The organism is Arthrobacter sp. Y-9, assembly GCF_029690065.1.
GTDB lineage: Bacteria > Actinomycetota > Actinomycetes > Actinomycetales > Micrococcaceae > Arthrobacter_E.
Window position 1 is genome coordinate 3,046,714 of record NZ_CP121463.1, and the last position, 20,026, is coordinate 3,066,739.

At 69.1% G+C, this 20,026-nt stretch carries 18 protein-coding genes and 1 pseudogene; 6 read left to right on the top strand and 13 right to left on the bottom strand.

The annotated features are described in order from the left end of the window. Positions 1-90: 90 nt before the first annotated feature. Both P9849_RS13815 and P9849_RS13820 read right to left on the bottom strand, forming a co-directional pair. Entirely contained in the window at positions 91-696 is a 606-nt protein-coding gene (locus P9849_RS13815; RefSeq protein ID WP_278267304.1) for a winged helix-turn-helix domain-containing protein, read from the bottom strand. A gap of 75 nt (positions 697-771) precedes the next feature. After that, positions 772-2,403, bottom strand: coding sequence for a methyltransferase (locus tag P9849_RS13820; protein ID WP_278267305.1), 1,632 nt, complete (start codon positions 2,401-2,403; stop codon positions 772-774). A gap of 150 nt (positions 2,404-2,553) precedes the next feature. Here P9849_RS13820 and P9849_RS13825 point away from each other — a divergent pair, with 150 nt between their 5' ends. The 3 genes from P9849_RS13825 (at position 2,554) to P9849_RS13835 (ending at position 4,847) form a co-directional block, all read left to right on the top strand. Further along, the gene (locus P9849_RS13825) at positions 2,554-2,952 is read left to right on the top strand and encodes a nuclear transport factor 2 family protein (RefSeq protein WP_278267306.1); all 399 of its coding nucleotides are present in this window, start codon (positions 2,554-2,556) and stop codon (positions 2,950-2,952) included. 3 nt (positions 2,953-2,955) lie between these two features. Beyond that, on the top strand, positions 2,956-4,314 hold the full coding sequence (locus P9849_RS13830; protein ID WP_278267307.1) for a cytosine permease: 1,359 nt from the start codon (positions 2,956-2,958) through the stop codon (positions 4,312-4,314). A gap of 92 nt (positions 4,315-4,406) precedes the next feature. After that, positions 4,407-4,847 (top strand): hypothetical protein, encoded by a 441-nt coding sequence (locus P9849_RS13835; protein WP_278267308.1) that lies wholly within the window; start codon positions 4,407-4,409, stop codon positions 4,845-4,847. A gap of 151 nt (positions 4,848-4,998) precedes the next feature. On the opposite strand, the gene P9849_RS13840 is transcribed toward P9849_RS13835, so the two are convergent. Beyond that, positions 4,999-5,895, bottom strand: a complete 897-nt coding sequence (locus P9849_RS13840; protein WP_278267309.1) for a rhodanese-related sulfurtransferase — start codon at positions 5,893-5,895, stop codon at positions 4,999-5,001. A 152-nt stretch (positions 5,896-6,047) separates the two neighbouring features. Between P9849_RS13840 and P9849_RS13845 the strand changes: the two genes are divergently transcribed. Both P9849_RS13845 and P9849_RS13850 read left to right on the top strand, forming a co-directional pair. Next, the gene (locus P9849_RS13845; protein WP_278267310.1) at positions 6,048-6,737 is read left to right on the top strand and encodes a GNAT family N-acetyltransferase; all 690 of its coding nucleotides are present in this window, start codon (positions 6,048-6,050) and stop codon (positions 6,735-6,737) included. A gap of 210 nt (positions 6,738-6,947) precedes the next feature. Next, positions 6,948-9,311 (top strand): DEAD/DEAH box helicase, encoded by a 2,364-nt coding sequence (locus P9849_RS13850; protein ID WP_278267311.1) that lies wholly within the window; start codon positions 6,948-6,950, stop codon positions 9,309-9,311. Positions 9,312-9,490: 179 nt separating this feature from the next. Here P9849_RS13850 and P9849_RS13855 read toward each other — a convergent pair. The 7 genes and pseudogenes from P9849_RS13855 to ssd form a co-directional block, all read right to left on the bottom strand. Next, positions 9,491-9,814, bottom strand: a pseudogene (locus P9849_RS13855) (Rv3654c family TadE-like protein); the annotation flags it as partial. Continuing rightward, positions 9,811-10,194, bottom strand: a complete 384-nt coding sequence (locus P9849_RS13860; protein WP_278267312.1) for a TadE family type IV pilus minor pilin — start codon at positions 10,192-10,194, stop codon at positions 9,811-9,813. The gene P9849_RS13860 and the pseudogene P9849_RS13855, both read right to left, overlap by 4 nt. Further along, the gene (locus tag P9849_RS13865; RefSeq protein ID WP_278267313.1) at positions 10,191-10,523 is read right to left on the bottom strand and encodes a DUF4244 domain-containing protein; all 333 of its coding nucleotides are present in this window, start codon (positions 10,521-10,523) and stop codon (positions 10,191-10,193) included. The genes P9849_RS13860 and P9849_RS13865 overlap by 4 nt, the downstream gene beginning before the upstream one ends. Before the next feature lie 99 nt (positions 10,524-10,622). Next, positions 10,623-11,300: a type II secretion system F family protein gene (locus P9849_RS13870; RefSeq protein WP_278267314.1), complete on the bottom strand. Its 678-nt coding sequence runs from the start codon at positions 11,298-11,300 to the stop codon at positions 10,623-10,625. Then, positions 11,297-12,103 carry a hypothetical protein gene (locus tag P9849_RS13875; protein ID WP_278267315.1) on the bottom strand — a complete coding sequence of 269 codons (807 nt, stop codon included), beginning with the start codon at positions 12,101-12,103 and terminating at the stop codon, positions 11,297-11,299. The genes P9849_RS13870 and P9849_RS13875 overlap by 4 nt, the downstream gene beginning before the upstream one ends. Further along, positions 12,103-13,416, bottom strand: coding sequence for a TadA family conjugal transfer-associated ATPase (locus P9849_RS13880; protein WP_278267316.1), 1,314 nt, complete (start codon positions 13,414-13,416; stop codon positions 12,103-12,105). The genes P9849_RS13875 and P9849_RS13880 overlap by 1 nt, the downstream gene beginning before the upstream one ends. After that, complete coding sequence (ssd, locus tag P9849_RS13885; protein ID WP_278267317.1) at positions 13,413-14,531, bottom strand: septum site-determining protein Ssd; 1,119 nt, start codon at positions 14,529-14,531, stop codon at positions 13,413-13,415. Before ssd ends, P9849_RS13880 begins: the two co-directional genes overlap by 4 nt. Positions 14,532-14,663: 132 nt before the next feature. Here ssd and P9849_RS13890 point away from each other — a divergent pair, with 132 nt between their 5' ends. Then, the gene (locus P9849_RS13890) at positions 14,664-16,382 is read left to right on the top strand and encodes a bifunctional 3'-5' exonuclease/DNA polymerase (RefSeq protein WP_278267318.1); all 1,719 of its coding nucleotides are present in this window, start codon (positions 14,664-14,666) and stop codon (positions 16,380-16,382) included. Positions 16,383-16,437: 55 nt separating this feature from the next. Here the strand turns inward: P9849_RS13890 and P9849_RS13895 are convergent, their stop codons facing one another. Genes P9849_RS13895 through P9849_RS13905 form a run of 3 tightly spaced genes read right to left on the bottom strand, consistent with a single transcriptional unit; the run spans position 16,438 to position 19,970 of the window. Beyond that, entirely contained in the window at positions 16,438-17,118 is a 681-nt protein-coding gene (locus P9849_RS13895) for a CoA pyrophosphatase (protein WP_278267319.1), read from the bottom strand. Next, positions 17,115-17,936, bottom strand: coding sequence for an endonuclease III (nth, locus tag P9849_RS13900; protein ID WP_278267320.1), 822 nt, complete (start codon positions 17,934-17,936; stop codon positions 17,115-17,117). Before nth ends, P9849_RS13895 begins: the two co-directional genes overlap by 4 nt. Before the next feature lie 6 nt (positions 17,937-17,942). Further along, a complete protein-coding gene (locus P9849_RS13905; protein WP_278267321.1) occupies positions 17,943-19,970 on the bottom strand; it encodes a hypothetical protein in 2,028 nt (675 codons plus the stop codon). Positions 19,971-20,026: the final 56 nt, after the last annotated feature.

A 20,026-nucleotide genomic window follows, 5' to 3' on the forward strand; every position in this document is an offset into this window, starting at 1 on the left:
ATCTGCCTAGTTCACCACACTTTGCCGGGCAGTTCCGACATGGAGCCTGCCCTGTGGACATCCGGCCTGCGGCCGGGAGTGGACAGCGGCTCAGGGAGCGCTGTCCGGGACGATCGACCAGAGCGCGGACACCCGGCGGGTGTCCTCGGAGGCCTCGCTACGGTCCTGCACGGCGTATTCCCTGATCAACTGGTTCATCCGGTCGATCAGCTCGCGTGCTTTGGGCGGGTCCAGGTAGAGCACCTCGGTGGACATCGACATCGAGGGGAAGCGCTGGTCCTCGGCTCCCCGCAGGGTCAGCTCGTCCCGTTCCTGATTGTGAGCGAGGATACGGCGTCGCTGCGCATCCAGCTCGAGATCCAGGATCGCGAGCTCGGGGTGCCCCGAACCGCTGACCGATTTGATCATGAAATCGGTGCCCGCAGCCTTCCAGCGGCGCTCACGCGCGTCGCCGTCGCTTTCGGCGGGTTCGACCATGCCCCATTTCTGGAGCGCGCGGAGGTGGTAACTCATCGCGCTGGGGGTGAGTCCGGTGACGGCCGCGAGCTCGGTGGCCGTGCGGCTCACCTGGCTCGAATAGAGGTCACTGATGGCAGCCAGGCGAGCGGCATGCGCAAGCGCACGGATGGCCTTAGGGTCGGAGATCTCCACCTGGCGGCGGGGCTCCTGCGCAGTTTCTGAAGCCTGGGTGCTCACAAAACCATTCTATCGATTGGGGGGCAGATATGAAGGAAATCTTTGACGAAACTGCCCCTGAGGTCCAGCACTCAGTCAGGGCTGGGACACCAGGCCTACGGGAACAAGAAAGCCATCGATCACCAAATTGTGCACGTCTTCCAGCAATGCGACAATGCGGGACGCGTCATCGATCGGTCCGCCGCCCTCGGCGGAAGGGGTCAGACTCACGACGGCGGCGGCCAGCTGAGCGGCCGTGAAGTCGCCGTCGCAGGCCGAGACGAAGCCCGCGAGCTCGCTGCTGAGCAGGTTGGTGCGCCGCAGGCCGGCGCCCTGCCGGAGCAGGATCACGCCCGGATGCTCCGCACCCGGGCGCTGATGACGTTCCTCCGTCACGTCCTCGGCCACGACGAGAGCCGCGTCGCCCACTTCATGCTCCTCGAGCCAGGCCCGGCGCTCCAGGGCGGCGAGCAGGTGAGGCCCGAGCGGCTGCTCCACGGGATAGGTGATCTCCTCGAAGCGCTCGAGTTCGGGGCCCTCCCCCGGGCCGGTCAGCAGCACCATGCCGAAACCGATCGCGCCCACGCCGCGGCCCGCGAAATCGTTGAGATAGTCGCGGTAGCTCCGGGCGTACAGCTCAGGGTCGCGGCCTTCCGAGGCGTCCTGAAGCCAGGTCTCGGCGTAGAGCTCGGGGCTGAGCTGCTCGCGCTGGATGACCCACGCGCCCGCGCCGTCCGGCAGCCACGACCGCACCCGTTCGTCCCACGCGGCGCCTTCCGCGATCTCCCAGTTCCCGAGCATCTGGGCGGCCCCGCCAGGAGCGAGGACACCCGGCAGGTCGCGGAAGAGCGTGGAGACGATCGCGTCGCCCGGCAGCCCGCCGTCGCGGTAGGTGAACTGGTCGTCGGTGGACTCGCCGTCGTGACGCGGGGTGATGACGAACGGCGGGTTGGAGACCACCAGGTCGAAACGCTCCCCGACGACCGGTTCCAGGAGCGAGCCGCAGCGCAGGCTGACGCGGTCCTCCGGATTCTCAGGGTCGATTCCGAGGGCTCTGGCGTTGAGGAGCAGATTGAAACGGGTGAACGCGAGCGCCCGCGGGGAGATGTCCGTGGCCACCACGTGCCGCGCGTGCTGGAGCAGGTGGAACGTCTGAATGCCGCAGCCCGTTCCGAGATCCAGCGCGGTGGCGACCGGGCGGCGCATGGTCACCTGGACGAGCGTGGTGGAGGCCTGACCGATGCCGAGCACATGGTCGTGGCGGAGCACCCCGGGTCTCTGGTGGGCGCCCAGATCGCTGGCGACCCAGAGCAGCGACTCCGCCCCGTCCTGACCGGTCCACGCGTAAGGCCGCAGGTCGACGGCGGCCCGGAGGGCGCCGTCGTCGATCCGCTCCACGAGGCCGAGCGCCAGCAGGCCGTCGATGCCCAGCCGGGGGAAGGCCGCCGCCAGCGCCTCCGCTGTCTGCGGCGCGGCCAGCAGCCACAGCCCGACGACGGCGGCGAGCCCGCGTCCGGCGTGCGGTTCGAGGGCGATGCGGGCCGGGACGAGCTGGTCCCGCGAGAGCGCCTCGTACGCGGGCGCTCCGAGCAGGTCGGCGACGCCGTCGGCGGTGTAGTCGAGGTCCGTCAGATCCGAGGCCAGGGCCTGGAGCAGTGGGAGGTCGTCGGCGCGCGGCGCGTCCACGCGGGCTTCGGGCGAGTCCTGCCAGGAGGTCGGTTCAGTCACCTTGCCATGGTAGGCGCACCGGCCCTGGGCGGGCGGGTTGAGCGCCCGCCTCTACCCCGCCAATTGTTATTCCAGTAGCATCACATGTTGCCTGACGCGAAACCTGCGGGCTCCCCGCTGTTCCGCCCGGCGTCGATTCGAAGGAGCATCATGGAGACACCCACCCAGGCCAGCGTCGAAGAGGCTGCCGCAGCGATCGTCCAGGCCTTCCGGGCCAATGACCGGGACGCGTATTTCGGCACGTTCGCCGAGGACGCCACGTTCGTCTTCCACCCCGAACAGCACCGCCTGAACGACCGTGCCTCCTACGAGCGCGCCTGGGATGGCTGGCGCGCGGAGGGCTGGGCCGTCCTCGACTGCGTCTCCCGCGACGCCCTCATCCAGTGCTATCCCGGCATGGCCGTCTTCACCCACACCGTCGACACCACGGTGGACCCGGGGGACGGCAGCGTCGAGCGCAGCACCGAACGCGAGACCATCGTCTTCCGCACCGAAGGGGACGGCCTGATCGCCGTCCACGAGCACCTCTCCACCGTCCCCGGGGAGTGACGCGTGTCCCTGAAAACGGTGTACGCAGGACTCGACGCCCGGCTCTCCGCGGAAGCTGACAGCTCAGGACCCGTCAAGGGCACCCTGTCCGGCGCGCGGATCGGGATGATCTGGCTCGCCGCGAACCTGGTGGTCACCACGCTGCTGACGGGCACGCTGTTCGTGACCGCCGTGCCGTTCCCCACCGCCGTCGCGATGATCGTGGCGGGGACGCTGGTAGGCGCCGTGGTCCTGACATCCATCGGCGCGATCGGCACGCGCACCGGTCTGCCGACCATGGCCGTGACCCGCGGCGCGTTCGGCCTGCGCGGCTCGCTGCTGCCGGTGGGGGCGAACGTCGTGATCCTGATGGGCTGGAGCTGGGTGCAGGCGATGCTCGCCGGCGTCACCGTCAATCACGTGGTGCACCAGTTCACGGGTTTCAGCAATCCGGTCCTGTTCTCGATGCTGTGCCAGCTGCTCGTGGTGATCCTGGCGATCTTCGGGCACTCGGGCATCTCCCGCGTCGAGCCGTGGCTCGCCGTCGTGATCCTGGTGGTCATCGCCTGGGTCTTCGCCACGGCCCTGGGCCGTTTCGCCCCCTCGGAGTTCGCCGCGATCCCGGTGGACCCGGCTCTCGGTTCGACGCCCGCGATCGTCCTCGACCTCGTCATCGCCACGGCGGTCTCCTGGACCGTCCTGTCCGCCGACATCAACCGCATGGCCAGCAGCACCCGCGCCGGAGTCCTCGGTGGCGGCATCGGCTACTCGCTCTCCACCATCGTCGCGATGCTGCTCGGCGCCACCGCGCTCGGCTACGTGGTGCTCTCGGGCGGGGACGCGGTCTCGTTCGACCCCGTCACCATCGTGGGCCCGTTCGGCATCCCGCTCGCGCTCGTGATCTTCTTCTCCGTCATGGCCACCAACTCGATGGTGGTCTACGGCATGACCACCACCGTGGTGAACGCCCGGCCCGACGGCCGCGTCCGGTTCCTTCCCGCCGCTCTCATCCTCGGGACGGTCTCGATCGCCGGTTCCGCCTGGCTGGGGCTCCTCGACCAGTTCACGTCCTTCCTGACGGTCATCAGCTCACTGTTCGTCCCGGTGTTCGCCGTGGTCATCGTCGACTACTACTGGTTCAAGCGTGCGCGGTACGGCAAGGATCTGCTGCGGGCCTCCGGCGGGGCGTTCTGGTACACCGGGGGCGTCAACTGGGTGGCGGTAGCGAGCTGGGCCGCCGGCGCCGCCGTCTCGGTGGTGCTGAGCTTCGTGTGGCCCAGTCCCCTCGGCGCCACGCTCCCGACGTTCGTCTGCTCGACACTGCTCTACGGGGCCGGCATGAGGTTGAACGGTCACACGCGGCCGGCCCGACTTCCAGCCTGAGCGGCACGGCCGGCGTCGTCGGCCGCTGGCTGCCCGGGCGCGGTGCCGGGCACTGGCACGGGGACCACGACGACGCGCGGTAGCGTAGATGCATGACCTCCCGCATGACTGTCCTCACCCGCGCCCTCACGGCGGGAGCGCTCGGCGCACTGCTGCTCGGAACGGTGTCAGGATGCGTGCAGCGGCCGGGCATCGAGCAGGTGGACGTCCCGTCCTGGCAGGCCACGGCCCTGCCCTCGGCCTCGGGCGCCGTTCTGGGCGGCAGCGGCAAGCTGCTGGACCGCCAGCCGGCCGACACGTCCTTCGACCACCTCAAGTCGGGGAATTACACCTTCACCATGACCTGCGAAGGCAACGGCAAGACGTACTTCACCCTGTCCGTGGCGGGCAAGGAAGTGGCCGACGCCACGAGCGCCTGCAATGGCAACAAGGACGTCGTGACCGTGTCCCTCCCGGCCGGTGATCTCAGTGTCAAGGCGTCCACGGTCGACGCCCCCATCATCTACGCGTTCCAGCTCGTCCCGAAGGGCTGAGCCGGGGGCTGCCGCAGTCGGGGCTGCCTGGAGCGGGCAGGGCTGCGGGGCGGCCCGAGTGCCTGCGGCAGGGCTGGGCCGGCTGGCGCGATCCCTCGGCTGGCGCGGGGGCTGCCGCCGTCGGGGTGTCGGGTAAGTGCGCCGGGCGGACTCAGGCGACCTGGCAGCCGTCCGGGCAGCGCAGCTTCTCCGGGTCCGCGGCGCATTCGGCACAGTAGAGGGTCAGAGTGCGGCATTCCGGGTTGCTGCAATTGTGGAAGTCGCTCGTGGGGGCGGCGCAGCGTGCGCAGGCGCCGATGGTCTTCGCCTCGTCGCTGAATTCGAGGTGCATGCGCTTGTCGAAGACGTAGAGCGAGCCCTCCCAGAGGCCCTTGTCCTTGAACTTCTCGCCGTAGCGCACGATCCCGCCGTCGAGCTGGTAGACCTCGGTGAAGCCGCGGTTGACCATCAGGCTGGACAGCACCTCGCAACGGATGCCGCCCGTGCAGTACGTGACGACCGGCTGGTCCTTGAGGTCGTCGTACTTCCCCGAGTCCAATTCACGGATGAAGTCGTGGGTGGTGGCGACGTCCGGCACGATCGCGTCCTTGAACTTGCCGATCTGCGCCTCGAACGCGTTGCGCCCGTCGAAGAACCGCACGGGCCGGCCTGCGGCTTCCTTTTCGGCCACCAGGGTGTGCAGCGCTTCGGGCGAGAGATGCGTGCCACCGCCGACCACCCCCTGGTCGTCGACCTTCAGCTCACCCGGCGCCCCGAAGGAGACGATCTCCTCACGGGCCTTGACGCTCAGCCGTGGGAAGTCCTCCGCCCCGCCGTCGGACCACTTGACGTCGAGGTTCCGGAAGGCGCCGTACTCCTTGGTGGTGCGGACGTACTGCTTCACGGCCTGGATGGGACCGCCGACGGTGCCATTGATGCCGTCCTTCGAGATGATGATGCGGCCCCGCAGACCGAGCTTCTCGCACAGCGCACGTTGCCACAGCCGCACGGCGTCCGGGTCGGCGACGGGGGCGAAGGCGTAATAGAGGGCAATCTTGTTCTGGGCCACCGTTAAAGGTTAACGTTCCGGCGGATCGGGGCTGTCCCGGGCGGCGCGGGCTCGCGTCCAGCCGGCGTCGAGATGACTTTGAGACTGAGAGTTTACCGACAAGATACTGATACCGGCTGTCGCTTTAACCGGCCCTGTCATAGGCTCGAATCATGACTGCGGAGACCCTGATGGAAGACATTGACGGCCTGCTGGATGTCTGGGTGGACGGCTGGGCCGGCTGCCGAGGCTATTCGGTGGAGCGCGTCGGCGCCTTCCCTGCCGTGGACCGTGACGACACCGTCAAGGCCCGCGAGTTCTTCGCGGTGGACCCGTCGGCCGAGGATTTCGCGACCCTCGCACAGCACACCCGCGAGGTGCCGGGACGTCTCCTGACGGTCCTGACCCGCGACCCCCAGAAGTACCTCGCCCTCGGTGATTCCGAGGGCCTTTTCCTCAATTCCACGTCCGAGTCGATGATGATCGTCGACATGGACACCCAGGACACCGAGGATCCCTGGCTCCCGGACGATGACCTCGAAGTCAGCTACACGGTCGTGGACGGTTCCCACCGTGCGGAGGTCCGCGCGGGTGACGTCGTGGCCGCCAGCGGGCGAGTGTTCGTGACCAATGGCACCGTGGCGGTCTTCGACCAGATCGTCACCCATGACGACTTCCGCCGTCGCGGCCTCGGCAGCTTCATCATGAAGTCCCTGGCGGCACGGTCCTTCGAGCACCCGGTGGAAACCGGCCTGCTCCTCGCCTCCGCGGACGGCCGCCTGCTGTACTCCCACCTCGGCTGGCAGGAAGTCTGCGCCGTCGTCATGTTCTCCAGCACGGAGCAGAAGCCCGCCGACATCTGAGCGGGTTGAGCGTCCGGTTCCAGCATCCTTGGTGCCGCACGTCCGCGTGGAATGCCCCTCAGGCCGGACGGCTGAGGCCGGCGTTCGCGGTGGGCTGAGCGCGAATTCGCGGACGGCGAGCCGTCTGACGAGGGCGCGCCGCTCAGGCCATCCGACTGACCCGGTTCCACGGCGAAAGTGGGTCCCGCCCGCGGGTGACACAATGTTCCGGTGCGCTCCTCTGACTCGCTGATCCCTCTCCTGGGCCGCTCCGCGGAACCGGAACAGCTTCAGCACGTCCGCACCATCCCCTCGCGTCAGGCCCGCCACGGTTCCTGGCCGGAATGGGCGCACCCCGACGTCGTGGCGGCATACCAGCGGCTCGGGGTCGAGACCCCGTACGAGCACCAGGTGACTGCGGCGGAGCGGGCTCATGCCGGTAACCACGTGGTGATCGCCACCGGCACCGCTTCCGGCAAGTCCCTGGCGTATCAGTTGCCCGCCGTCGACGCCGTCCACCGTTCGGAACTGCGGGTGCTCGCCGAGCCGGGCAAGCTCCACGACGACGGCGCCACGGTCCTCTACCTCGCCCCCACCAAGGCACTGGCAGCAGACCAGCTGGCCTCCCTGCGTTCGCTTCGCCTGGGGACGCTGCGGGCCGAGAGCTACGACGGCGACACCGACGCGAGTTCACGCCGGTGGATCCGCGAGCACGCCAACATCATCCTGGCCAATCCCGACATGCTGCACCACGGCATCCTGCCGAACCACTCGTGGTGGGCCCGGTTCTTCCGCCGCCTGCGCTACGTGGTGATCGACGAGGCGCACAGCTACCGGGGCGTTTTCGGCTCCCATGTGGCGAATCTGCTGCGGCGCCTTCGCCGGGTCTGCGCCTACTACGGCGCCGAACCGGTGTTCCTCGCAGCCTCCGCCACGGCCGCTGAACCCGCGGAATCCTTCTCCCGGCTGATCGGCGCACCTGTCACCGCGGTGACGGAGGACGCCTCTCCCCGGGGTGCCACCACGGTCGCTTTTTGGGAACCCCGGCTGACCGAGTTGGAGGGAGAGAACGGAGCTCCGACCCGGCGGACCGCGATCGCCGAATCCGCCGACATGCTCGCCAATCTGGTGTCGTCCCATGTGCGCACCATCGCTTTCATCAAGTCCCGCAGAGGGGCCGAGCGGATCGCCTCCATCACCAAGCGCCTTCTGGACGACGTGGATCCCAGTCTCCCGGGTCGTATCGCCGCGTACCGTTCGGGGTACCTCCCCGAGGAGCGCCGGGCGCTGGAGGCCTCCCTGCGCTCCGGGGAACTCCTCGGGGTGTCCAGCACCTCCGCCCTGGAACTCGGCATCGACATCTCGGGCCTCGACGCTGTCCTGGTGGCCGGCTGGCCCGGGACCAGGGCATCCTTCTTCCAGCAGATCGGTCGTGCCGGGCGGGCAGGTCAGGATGCCGTGGCCGCTTTCGTCGCCAGCGACGACCCCCTCGACACCTACCTCGTGCACCACCCCGAGGCCGTGTTCGACGTCGGGGTGGAGGCCACGGTCTTCGATCCGTCCAACCCCTACGTCCTGGGCCCGCACCTCTGCGCCGCCGCGGCTGAACAGCCACTGCGGCCCGGAGATGAGGAGCTCTTCGGCCCCACCGCCCGCGCCATGCTGGACACCCTGGTGGAACGCGGCTATCTGCGCCGCCGCCCCGCCGGCTGGTTCTGGACGCACGCCCAGAGCGCGGCGGGAATGGTCAGCATCCGTGATGACGGCGGTGGACCCGCTCGGATCGTGGACGCGGACACCGGTGCCCTGCTCGGCTCGATGGACTCTCCCCAGACGCATTACCAGGCGCACCGGGGAGCGGTCTACATCCATCAGGGTTCCAGTTACCTCGTGGAGGAACTGGATGAAGAGGACCACACCGTCCTGGTCCGGCGAGCCAATCCGGATTACTACACCACCGCCCGGGACGTCACCCAGGTGGAAGTCCTGTCCGTGGACCGCTCCATGACATGGGGCGACGTCGCGGTTCACTTCGGCGAGGTCAAGGTGACGACTCAAGTGGTCTCCTTCCAGAGGAAGTCGCTGGCCTCCAATGAGGTGCTCGGTGAGGAGCCTCTCGACCTGGAGGCACGCGACTTGTTCACCAAGGCGGTGTGGTTCGTGGTGGGCAACCAGCGCCTGATGAACGCCGGTCTGGTGGAGGCGCAATTCCCGGGCGCCCTGCATGCGGCGGAACATGCTTCGATCGGCATGCTCCCACTCGTGGCCTCGAGCGACCGCTGGGACATCGGCGGTGTCTCCACGGCCTTGCACGCCGACACAGGGCACCCCACGATCTTCGTATACGACGGGCACGCCGGCGGGGCAGGCTTCGCCGAGCGGGCGTTCGCCAAGGCCCGCACCTGGCTTGCAGCCACTCGCGAGGCCATCCTGTCCTGTGAGTGCGAATCCGGCTGTCCTTCGTGCGTCCAGTCCCCGAAGTGCGGTAACAAGAACAACCCGCTCGACAAGGCGGGGGCGTTGGTCCTGCTCGAGGCCTTCCTCAAGGACGCCCATGACTGGACCGGCCCGAAGACGCTCGACGGCGAGGTGTAGGGGTCTTCGTGCAGGACGCTCCCGCCGACTGGGCCGCCCAGGCTACGCGGGCCGCGCAAGCCGATCAGGCAGTGCCCGCCGGTGACGACCGGCGCAGGACCACCCCCGTCCTCAGGCGGGGGACCCGCCCGCGCACGCCCTTCGCCTCGCCCCACCCCGAACACGCCACCGACGCTCGTCCGGATTTCCGCGACGTCTCGAGTAGGCCCCTGCAGTTCACAGGAGTCCAGCTGCGCTCCGTCCCTGGAGGCGATCTCCGCCGCCACGGTGCACGGATCTCCGTCCCGTAAGCCACGCGCGGCGTCCGCGGCCGCTAGCGCTGAGAGATCCGCCGCAGCGGCCGCGCGGGAAGCCAGCGAGGCCGCCTGTCCGAGCAGGACGACGAGCAGCACCGCGATGACGAGGACCAGCCCGAGTCCTAGTGACAGCATGGTGCCCGAGCCACGTTCCAACGGCCTGTGGGTCTCCTCAGCAGCCGAGCAGGAATCCTGCCAGCGGTTCATGGAGTTCCTCCGGGATCTTCCAAGGCCGCCGTCGACTGAGCCGTCTGGACCCAGGGAACCGCGGCGCCGATGACTCCCGGGGCAGGTGCCCTGACGGTCGCGCGGACGTAGCCCGCGCCGTCGTCGTGGAACTCCAGCGACGCGCGGTCCCCTGCCAGTCGGAGAGCACCGGCGCTGGCCGCTTCCTGGCTGTCACCGCGGGCGAGAGCACGCGATGCGGCCCGGGCCGCCTCCTCAAGGCGCACTTGCTGGGAGCCGGCAGCGACGGCTCCCAGGAGTATCGCGAGGAGGGAGACGACCACCGGCAACGTCACCGCGAACTCCGCGGTCACCGTGCCGCGTTCGCCCGGCCTCCCGTGGCCGCGACGGCGCTCTCTCACGGGATCGCCAGGGCCGTGCGGATGATGTTCAGCAGGAATCCTCGGACCTCGTCGCTGCGCATGATGACGACCAGGAGCCCGGCGAACGCCACGGCGGCCAAGGTCGCGATGGCATATTCCGCCGTCGAGGTCCCGGCCTGCCCTGAACAGGTTCTGGCCAGCCTGGTGCGGAAGCGCCAGAGGAATCCGGCCACACGAAGCCAGAGAACGGCGCACTCGCCCGCAAGGCTCCTCGGCCATCGGGCGACCCCTGCGTGGACTCCGCCCGCGAGGGTGCGGCGTTCCGGGATACTCACGTCCGCTGGAGAAGGAGAAGTGTTGTTCTGCATGGAGATTTCCTTTCTGTGGTTGTTTGAATTTCTGTGGTTGTTCGAATGAGGGTTGCTTGGATCAGTTGCGGTGTTCAGTGGGTTCCCGCCTGGGCGATGTCAGATGACTCCGGGGAGGAGCGCCAGGACCACCGGGACGATGCCCAGACAGATGAACGACGGCAGTGAACACATCCCCAGAGGCAGGACGAGCCGGACCCCCAGAGTCGCGGCCCGGCGCTCGGATTCCCGCAGAATCCTGCGCCGCTCTGCCGCAGCGCTGGACTGGATGCTGTGAGCCGACGGTGCTCCGCTGAGTGCGGCGAATCCCAGTGATTGCTTCACGGCCTGTAGGGCCGGGTGAAGTCCCGGTGCGGATCCACGCATGAAGCGGCCTGCGAACCCGCCCTGACCCGACCGGCTAGGGCTCACGCCAGCAGGGAGCCCGGCTCCGGATGCACTGCGCCAGGCTTCATCCCACGCTCCGCCCATGGCAAGACCTGCCACGACCCTTCGAAGCTGAGCTGCGATGGCCGGCTCCGTGCACTCGGCCAGCACTTCGAGGCTGCGCTGCACGCTGAGTCCGGCCTCCAGCAGGACCCCGACGAGTTCGAGCAGCAGGGCGCTGTCCTCCACTGCTCCGGCACTCGCGAAGGTCTCCGACGGGTTGGCCGGCTCGCCGGATCTCTGCCGGGCGGTGGCTGTCCTCCGGGCCAGAACCGCGGCGCTCGATGGCCTGGCACTGGTCAGACACCAGCACGCAAGCAGCAGGGCGAGAAACTGCAGAAGGCCCGTCATGGCGCCGCCTCCGCCTGGCGCACCAAGTGCGAAGACCAGACCCGTCCGAGAAACCAGAAGACGAGGCCCGCACCCACGGATAGCCCGCCGAGCGGTGACTGCAGCATGATGGTCACCGGGTCGACGCCCAGAAGCAGTCCGAGGCCCAGCCCGAAGAACGGCAGCCAGCCGAGCAACGCGACACTGGCCCGGGGACCGGCGAGCGCCGTCTGGCGAGACCTCTCCGCGTCAGCGGAATGTTCGAGGTCAACAGCGAATCGCGCCAGCAGCTCTGCCAGTGGACAGCCGCTGAGTTCGCTGGCCCGGACACAGGCGGCGAGCCTGGACCACTGCCGGGCGGACGAACCGGACACCTTCGCGAATTGTCCGGTCGTCACGTGCCGGTGAATGGCGAGCGCAGGGCTTTCCCCCAGAGCAGCCGCTTGAGCCGCCGCGACGAGCGGTCCCGCATCCGCCAGACGGCTCCCGCCCGGCCCGGACCTGGTCGGCAGCCCAGGGTCCGTCCGCTCGAGGTCCAGCAGTTCCCGCCACGCCTGGGCCGGGCTGCGCCCTCCACTCAGCAATGCACTGAGATGGTGGACCAGAACAGCCATGGCTTCGAGATCCGAAGCGACGGATTTCCGGGCACCGGAAGCGCCCCGACCGAGTCGATTCCGAAAAGTGGCCAGGGTGCCGTTCCAGAACTCCCCACCACCGCGACGGGAGTGGCCGTCACCTGAACGCCAGTGGTCCCGCCACACCCAGGTGCCCTGTCCGGGACCGGCGACCAGCAGCGCCGCCATCAGGAAGACGAGGAAGAGCATCACGACTCCGTCTCGCCATATAGCCGGGTCCTGAAGGCCTGCCAGCCCGGCCCGTGCGTCACTCGCCCGCCGGAGTGACGTAAGACGGATTCCGTCGTCAAGCGGCCGCCGACTGCGCGGACCACACTCAGTTCGCGGATCTCCCGTCCCGTCGATGTCCGGGCCAGATGGATGATCACATCGACCGCGCTCGACACCTGGGCCGCCGTGGCGATGCCGTCCATCCCCGCCAAGGCGCACAAGGCCTCGAGACGCGCCGGCACGTCATCGGCCGAGTTCGCGTGCAGCGTCCCCGCCCCACAATGTCCGGTGTTCAAGGCCATGAGCAGTTCACGGACCTCTGCGCCGCGGCACTCCCCCACCACGAGCCGGTCCGGCCTCATGCGCAGGGACTCCCGGACGAGTTCACGCAGCCCGATCGCTCCTTTGCCTTCGATGTTTCCATGCCGGGACTCGAGCCTGATGACATGGGAGTGTCCGGGGTCGAGCTCCGACGCGTCTTCGATCAGGACGAGCCGCTCCTGCGGTCCCGCGAGGCTCAGCAAGGAGGACAGCAAAGTGGTCTTGCCGGAGCCGGTGGCGCCACTGATCAAGAAGTTCATGCGTCGCATCATCAAGGCACGGAGCACAGCCTGGAGGTCCGGAGTGAACATCCCGGCCTCGCCGAGTTCAGCGAGCGTGAATCGCTGATCGCGGCGGATCCTGATGGACAGCACGGTGCCGTCGGGCGACAACGGCGGGATGACCGCGTGAACCCGGTAGCCGCCCGGAATCCGCACATCAACGCACGGATTGCCTTCGTCCAGGCGTCGTCCCCCGGCCGAGATCAACCGCTGGGCGAGGGCGCGCACCTGCTCTTCACGCCCCAAGGGCACAGCGATCCGTTCCAACCCGGAACCGCGGTCCCACCAGACGTCGTCGGGGCCATTGACGAAGATGTCGGTGACTCCCGGAACGTCGGCGACCACCTGTAACGGCCCCAGACCACGCAGTTCCGCGTTGATGCTCTCCACCGCCGCGAGCGCCACGGAAGGCCCCAGGAACCGGCCCGTCGAGTTCACCGCGGCGGCGACCAGTTCGGTGGTCACGGGGCCGGGTGAGCTCAGCACGTCCTGGCGGATCGTCTCGAGGAGCGCCTGATCCACGCCGTGTCCGTTGCCGGGACTCTGGGCGAAGCCATCATCCGGTCCGCTGCCGATGGCCTCGAAAGGACGCCGCCGGCGTGGAGTGGCCGAACGGGCCGCTCGGCGTCGTCCGCTGTCCGGCCCGGGGAGATCCGACGGGTTCCTTCGCTCGTCCGGTGTCTCGGTCATCGGGCACCACCTCCGACGTGAGTCAGCACCGCCTGGACCACCTTCCGCACGGGGCGGTCGTGGGCCAGCGCGGGCAGGCGGCCTTCATCCGCCGCGGCAGCGACGCCCCGCAAGGGCGGGATCAGGCCGTGATACTCGAGACCCAACCTCCCGGCGAGCTCTGCCGCTTCCGGACCCCGTCCTCGGTGGGCCCGGGCCACGAGTCCAGGAGAGGACACCGGCACATGACCGAGCTCGTTGCCGGCACGGACGGCCGCGCTGAGAGTGAGAGGGGCGCACACGGTCAACGAGTCGCACCACCACGCGAGCTGGTGCAAGGTGGAATCCGCAAGATCGAGGATGACCAGGTCATACGCCTTGCGCGCCGCATCCAGGACGCGAGGATCATGAATAGCCGTTCCCGGCTCGGCGCGGGCTGCCGTCCAGGTGAGGACCGAGAACCCGGAGACCTGCGGCAAGGAGTTCGCAAGGCGTTCGGGACTGATCGCGCCTCCGCTCGAGTTCAGCTCGGTCCATCCGGCTCCCACCAGTTCCGTGGCGGACAGCGCGTATCCCCACCCGGCGTCCTGAGCCGCGGTGTTCACGAGCACCGCGCGCACTCCTTGCTCAGCCGCTTGCGCCGCCAGCCAGACCGCGAGGGTCGAGGTGCCGCTTCCTCCGGCGGCGCCCCAGACCCCGGTGACCAGCCCGCCGTCGCGCACTGTGCCCATGCCGCCGAGGAACTCCGCCAGCCAGCCCATGGCGGCGGGCAGGACGCCGACCCGTTCCACACCCCACATCGCCGCACGGTCCCACAGCCCGGGGTCATCCTCGGCGCCGAGCAGCGCATCCACCGGCCGGCGGCGAACCGGCAGTTCCAGCACGTCTCCGCCCACGATCACAGCTCTGGACCGGTCCCACTCCGGAAGCGCGCTCTGGACGTCTTCGACGACACGCAGCCGGACACCGGCCGCAGCGGCAGCGGCCCTGACGGCTTCGCGGATGACGGCGCGTCCGGTGATCAGGAGGAATGGCGCGCTGAAGGAATCCGGTCCGGAGGCACCCGCTTCCAGGGATCCGGGGGAGACCTGCGCGGCTGGAAGAGGTGCCGCCGCGCTCTGCATACGTCGTTTCATGAATCCAGCCTGCTGGCGAATCGGGCGTGCCGGCATGGGCCGGCTCCGCGATGTGGACACGCCTCACAGCCACTTATCCACACCGCGAGAACCCCGTCGGGAAACGTCGGCGCCACCCGGGAGAATGGAACCATGCACATCCTGATCACCCCCGACGACGACGGCGGGGCACACCTGTCCCGCCTCGATGCCTCGGGCGTGACGATCGGCAGTCCGTGGCGGGTCCCTGCGGAAGAGCTCCCCGCGGAAGTGCTGTCGCTCGAAGGAGAGCAGCCCCGCTGGGCATGGGACACGGTGCACGACTTCTACCCCCGTCTCCTGGCCGCCGGCGTGCGGGTGGCCAGATGTCATGACATCAGCCTGATCCGCACGATTCTGCGGTTCTCCTCTCGGGTGCATGATCCGGACTATGCGGAGATGGCTACCCGGATCAGCGGCTCCACGGAGTACCCCAGCCCTGACGCCGGCCCTGTGGAGCAGGTCCAGGACAGTCTCTTCGACGCACCGCGCCGAGCCCGGGACCACGAACTGACGCGCCAGGAGTTCGCCGCTCAGCTGAAGGCGATCGCGGACTCCACCTCGCCCGTCCGGCTGCGCCTGCTGGTCGCGGCGGAGTCGGCGGCGGCCCTGGTGGCCACCGAGATGCAGTTCCTGGGCGTTCCGTGGGACCAGGCTGCCCATCGCCGACTACTGGAGGACGTGCTCGGCCCGGAACCTGCCATCGGGCAGCGGCCCCGGAAGATGGAGAGCCTCGTGACGGAGATGAGGGAGTTGCTCCGCTCGCCCTCGCTCAACCCGGACTCGCCGCAGGACCTGCTGCGAGCGCTGCACCGTAACGGGATCGAAGTGCGGACCACCCGGCAGTGGGAACTGCAGGAGTTCAACCATCCGGTGATCGCCCCCTTGCTGGAGTACAAGAAGCTCTCCCGGCTTTTTACGGCGAACGGCTGGTCGTGGCTGGACAGCTGGGTGCGTCACGGGCGCTTCAGATCGGACTATGTGGTGGGAGGCGTGGTCACCGGACGATGGTCGTCCCGAGGAGGCGGGGCCCTGCAGATCCCGAAATCCGTCCGGAACGCGGTCCGGGCGCTACCGGGGTACAAACTGCTGGTCGCCGACGCCTCACAGGTGGAACCGCGCATTCTGGCGGCGATGTCAGGCGATCAGGGCATGGCCACCGCCGCCCGCGGCCAGGACCTGTACGCGGAGATCGCCGACGCCGGGTTCGGGGGCAGCCGTTCCTCGGCGAAGGTCGCCCTTCTGGGTGCGATGTACGGTGCGACCACCGGCGAATCCGCCCGGCTCATGCCTCAGCTGAAAAAACTGTATCCCGCGGCTATCGGGCTCGTGGAGGACGCCGCCCGACGCGGGGAACGCGGGGAATCCGTCTCCACGTGGCTGGGCCGGACCACCCCGCCTCCCGGTGCGGCGTGGGACGCGGCCCAGCGGACTCAGACGCAGGAAGAACAGCGCCGTGCGGACTCCTGGGCCAGGTCACGAGGCCGGTTCACCCGCAACTTCGTCGTCCAGGGAACTGCGGCGGAGTGGGCCGAGTGCTGGCTGGCGGGAATCCGGTCGAGGCTCCACGAGCTCAGGGCCGCCGTGCCGGAGGTTCAGGAGAGCGATACCGGCACGGCCGGATCCTCGTCTTGGCCGATCACGGGCCCCGCCGAACTCGTCTTCTTCCTCCACGACGAGATCATGGTCCATGCCCCCGAAGAGCTCATCCCCGACTGTGTCGAGGCGGTGGAAAGCGCGGCCCGGGATGCCGGGCGGCTGCTGTTCGGCACGGCCCCCGTGGACTTTCCGCTCACGGTGGCGGTGGTCGATTCCTACGATCAGGCCAAATGATGCTGCGCCGCCCCTCTCACCGACTACCGACCGCCGGTCGGAACCCCGCCGCGATTCAGAGCGTGAAGAAGTGCTTCCGCTCCGGGTCCCATGGCTTGGCCCACCCCAGGTAATGGAACGTCTCCTCCAGCAGCTTGCCGGTGAATCCCCAGATGAAGATGTCCTCCACCAGGAAGGCCGGGGACTCGAAGGTGACTCCGGCTCGTTCCAGGCTGGCCGTGACCCGGTTGGCGGGATCGAGGAGGTCCCGCACGGGGATGCGGAACACCTGGGCCGACTCCCGAGGATCCACCACGAACACCGGACTCGCCTCGCGCCACCAGGCCAGGACCGGAGTGACCATGAAGTTGCTGTAGGGCAGCGGATGCGACGGCAGGACCCCGACCACGTCCACACCGGCCGGGTCCAGACCCGTCTCCTCGACCGCCTCCCGCAGAGCAGCGGCGGCCTCGTCGGCGTCGTCGGGCTCCACTTTGCCGCCAGGGAAGGCGATCTCGCCCGCGTGGCTACCGAGCGTCGTCGCGCGTTGAAGCATCAGCAGGTCGAGGTCGTCCGGTCCCAGACCATCCGGGTCGTGCGCGGCGCTTCCGGCCGTGGGGGCGAAGAGCATGAGGACCGCGGCGTCGCGGGCAGTGTCGGGCTCGGCGAGCGTGAGCCGCCACCGTGCACCCAGCTCTTCAGCGAGGACGGTTCCGGCCTCGCCGGCGAATCGGCGGAGGTCCTGCAGGGCGCTCACGAAGCGGACTCGGCCAGCAGTGCTCGCTGAGAAGCCATGCGGATCTCGGCCGGATCCTCCACCGCGGCCAGATACGCGGCGCGGAGTTCCTCCTGACCGGGAGCGAGTTCGTACTTCAGAAGCTTGGCCGCCTTGACGGGGTCCGTCTCCCCCATGCCGTACGACGGGCACCACTGGGCCACCACGCAGGCGCCGCACGCCGGCTTCCGGGAATGGCACACCCTGCGGCCGTGGAACACGACCCGGTGCGAAAGCTGTGTCCACTCCTTGCGTTCCACCAGCTCGCCCACCTCGCGTTCCACCACCACCGGATCCTCCGAAGTGGTCCACTCGAAGCGCCGGGCGAGACGTCCGAAATGCGTGTCGACCGTAATGCCGGGGATGCCGAACGCGTTGCCCAGCACCACATTGGCCGTCTTGCGGCCCACGCCTGCCAGGGTGATCAGGTCCTCCACGGACGGCGGGACCTCGCCGTCGTACTCGTCGACCAGTCGCGTCGCCAGCGCCACGAGGTTCCGCGCCTTGGCCCGGAAGAAACCGGTGGGCTGGATGATGGTTTCCAGTTCCGGAAGCTCGGCCTGCGCCATCTCGCGGGGGCCCGGATAGCGGGCGAACAGCGCGGGGGTGATCTGATTGACCCTCACATCGGTGGTCTGCGCGGAGAGCACCGTGGCGACCAGCAACTCGAACGGGTTCCGGAAATCGAGCTCGGGGTGGGCGTACGGATAGAACTCCCCCAGCACCTTGTTGATCTTCCGCGCCCGGCGTTTCTTGGCCAGCAGGCTTTCGCCGCCGGCCGCCACGGTGTTCTTCGTCATTGCGGGTCAGGAACCCCGCTCGATGTTGCGGAGGTCATGCAGCACGCCGATCCGGCCGTCCTCGTTCTGGACCACCAGACCCTGCGGGCCTTCCTGCAGCGCGAGGATCCACTTGCCCGGCTCCAGGTCGAAGACGGGGGCGCCACTGCGCTCGTCCAGCGCCACGCGCCGTTCCGGCACCGCGAACCAGAAGGCCTGCTGCGCGGGCTGTTCCGTCTCACGGTGCGGATCGACGACGGCGTGGATCGACTCGGCCGACCCGGAACCTGCGGGAGAGGCGTCCTCAGCCGGGGTCGGCTCCGCGGCGCCGGCAGAGTCGCTGCCCGCCCCCGTGGTGGGCGCACTGCCAGTATTCAGCGCACTGCGGAGCACCGTGACGTCGGAGTCATCGTCCGGGTGGGGAGCGAAGAACTCCTCCTCTTCGGGCTCCTCGACGGGTTCGTTCAGCGTCGGGACGCCGAGCACGGGCTCCGGAAGCTCCGGGGCCTCGGCCACGTGCGACTGGGCCTCCTTCAGAAGGTCGTCCTCGGACGGGCCTTCCGACGCGTCGTAGTCGGCGGTCGCCAGAACCTCGTCACCCACGATCGGGTCGGACGCGGCGAGCGACGAGTCGTCCTGCGTCGGGGACTGCTCGTCCGTCTGCACGTCAGCGGCGGCGGAGCCGGTGCCGACATCGGAGCCGGAACCGGTGACCGTTTCGGGATCGGAATCCACAGCTCCTGCGGCGGGCGCGGACGACGGTTCCTCAGCCGAGCTGGCGGATCCGGCGTCGCGGGCCTCGCCCACACCCTCGCCCAGGCCCTCCGGCGCCTCAGACGGCTCAGACGGCTCAGGCGCCTCCGGCGCGCGGTGCCGGGACGTGGACGGCGAGGACGCGGCGTCGTCGGCCGGGGAATCCGCCGGCTCGCCAGCAGGCGCACCGTGCCCGGCGGAAGGGTTCTCCGGGGCAGCCGAGGAGGCTGCGGCCGCCGCGGCGGCTGCGCCCACACCTGCCGCGCCGGCGGCAGCCGGGGCAGCCCAGGCCGAGCCCTGCTGCGCCTGCTGCGGCTGGTAGCCCTGCGGAGCGTACGGCGACGGCGCACCCTGAGGCGCACCGCCCTGCGCCGGACCACCCGGGTGGTTCCCGTAGCCCGGGGTGCTCGGATACTGCTGCGCAGCGGGACCGGAGTGCGACGGACCGGAGTGCACCGGCTGCTCGGGACGATTCGCCGGAGCGGCATCCCGCGCCACGACGTGGGCGGGCGTCTCGGGACGGCCGGTGAAATCAGCGGCGAACACGGGGATGAAGCGCGCCAGGACGGTCGTCACGAAGAGCAACGCGGCACCGAGGAGACTCAGGATCACCGACGTCCAGTTGATGTAGGCGTAGTACCCCAGGAACGGCAGGAGACCGATCCGGCTCAGCGCGCCCAGCAGCGCCAGGGACGCCAGCACGGAGGCGAGCTGGTCGAGGGAGAAGGACCCGAGACGGAGCTTGGTGGTCGGGCTGACCCGGCGGATGACGAAGCCGACCCCGACCGCGAGCGGAAGAATCAGGTCGAGGCCGAGGAACTCGAGGCTCGGGATGAAGCCGAGGCGGCCGAAGTTCCCCAGGCCGTTGCTCACGAGGAGCAGCACGACGGCGACCAGGACGAGCACGTCACGGAGAGTCAGAGGGCCGAGGAGGGCTTTTCCGCCCTCGGGCTGCTGACTCACCGGTGCGCCATGGCCCGCGCCGGGCGCCTGGGTGTAACCGGGGCCGGGATATCCCCCGCCCTGCGCCTGCCGGCCGTAGTCGGGCGCGGTCTGCTGAGGAGCGGGCTGCTGGCCGTACTGCTGTCCCTGTGTGTGTCCCGGCGTGCCCGTGCCTCCGTACGGGGCACCCGCGGAGGCGCCACTCTGCGGTCCGCCCGGGTACTGTCCCGGAAGCTGCTGCGCCTGCTGCCCCTGCGGCTGGCCCTGGTACTGACCCGGAGGTCCCCACGGATTCCGCTCCGGGTTCTGCTGGCCAGGCGTTTCCGGCCCGCCCTGGTTGTTGAACTCTGGCGTTGACATCGGCTGTGTTCTCCTGTCGATGGAGGTCATGCTGCGGACTTGTCACCAGCCTAATG

Coding starts and splice junctions, on each gene's coding strand:
- P9849_RS13825 (WP_278267306.1), top strand. CDS start 2,554: ATGGAGACACCCACCCAGGCCAGCGTCGAAGAGGCTGCCGCAGCGATC.
- P9849_RS13835 (WP_278267308.1), top strand. CDS start 4,407: ATGACCTCCCGCATGACTGTCCTCACCCGCGCCCTCACGGCGGGAGCG.
- P9849_RS13845 (WP_278267310.1), top strand. CDS start 6,048: ATGACTGCGGAGACCCTGATGGAAGACATTGACGGCCTGCTGGATGTC.
- P9849_RS13865 (WP_278267313.1), bottom strand. CDS start 10,523: ATGCAGAACAACACTTCTCCTTCTCCAGCGGACGTGAGTATCCCGGAA.
- P9849_RS13870 (WP_278267314.1), bottom strand. CDS start 11,300: ATGACGGGCCTTCTGCAGTTTCTCGCCCTGCTGCTTGCGTGCTGGTGT.
- P9849_RS13875 (WP_278267315.1), bottom strand. CDS start 12,103: ATGCTCTTCCTCGTCTTCCTGATGGCGGCGCTGCTGGTCGCCGGTCCC.
- P9849_RS13880 (WP_278267316.1), bottom strand. CDS start 13,416: ATGACCGAGACACCGGACGAGCGAAGGAACCCGTCGGATCTCCCCGGG.
- ssd (WP_278267317.1), bottom strand. CDS start 14,531: ATGAAACGACGTATGCAGAGCGCGGCGGCACCTCTTCCAGCCGCGCAG.
- P9849_RS13890 (WP_278267318.1), top strand. CDS start 14,664: ATGCACATCCTGATCACCCCCGACGACGACGGCGGGGCACACCTGTCC.
- nth (WP_278267320.1), bottom strand. CDS start 17,936: ATGACGAAGAACACCGTGGCGGCCGGCGGCGAAAGCCTGCTGGCCAAG.
- P9849_RS13905 (WP_278267321.1), bottom strand. CDS start 19,970: ATGTCAACGCCAGAGTTCAACAACCAGGGCGGGCCGGAAACGCCTGGC.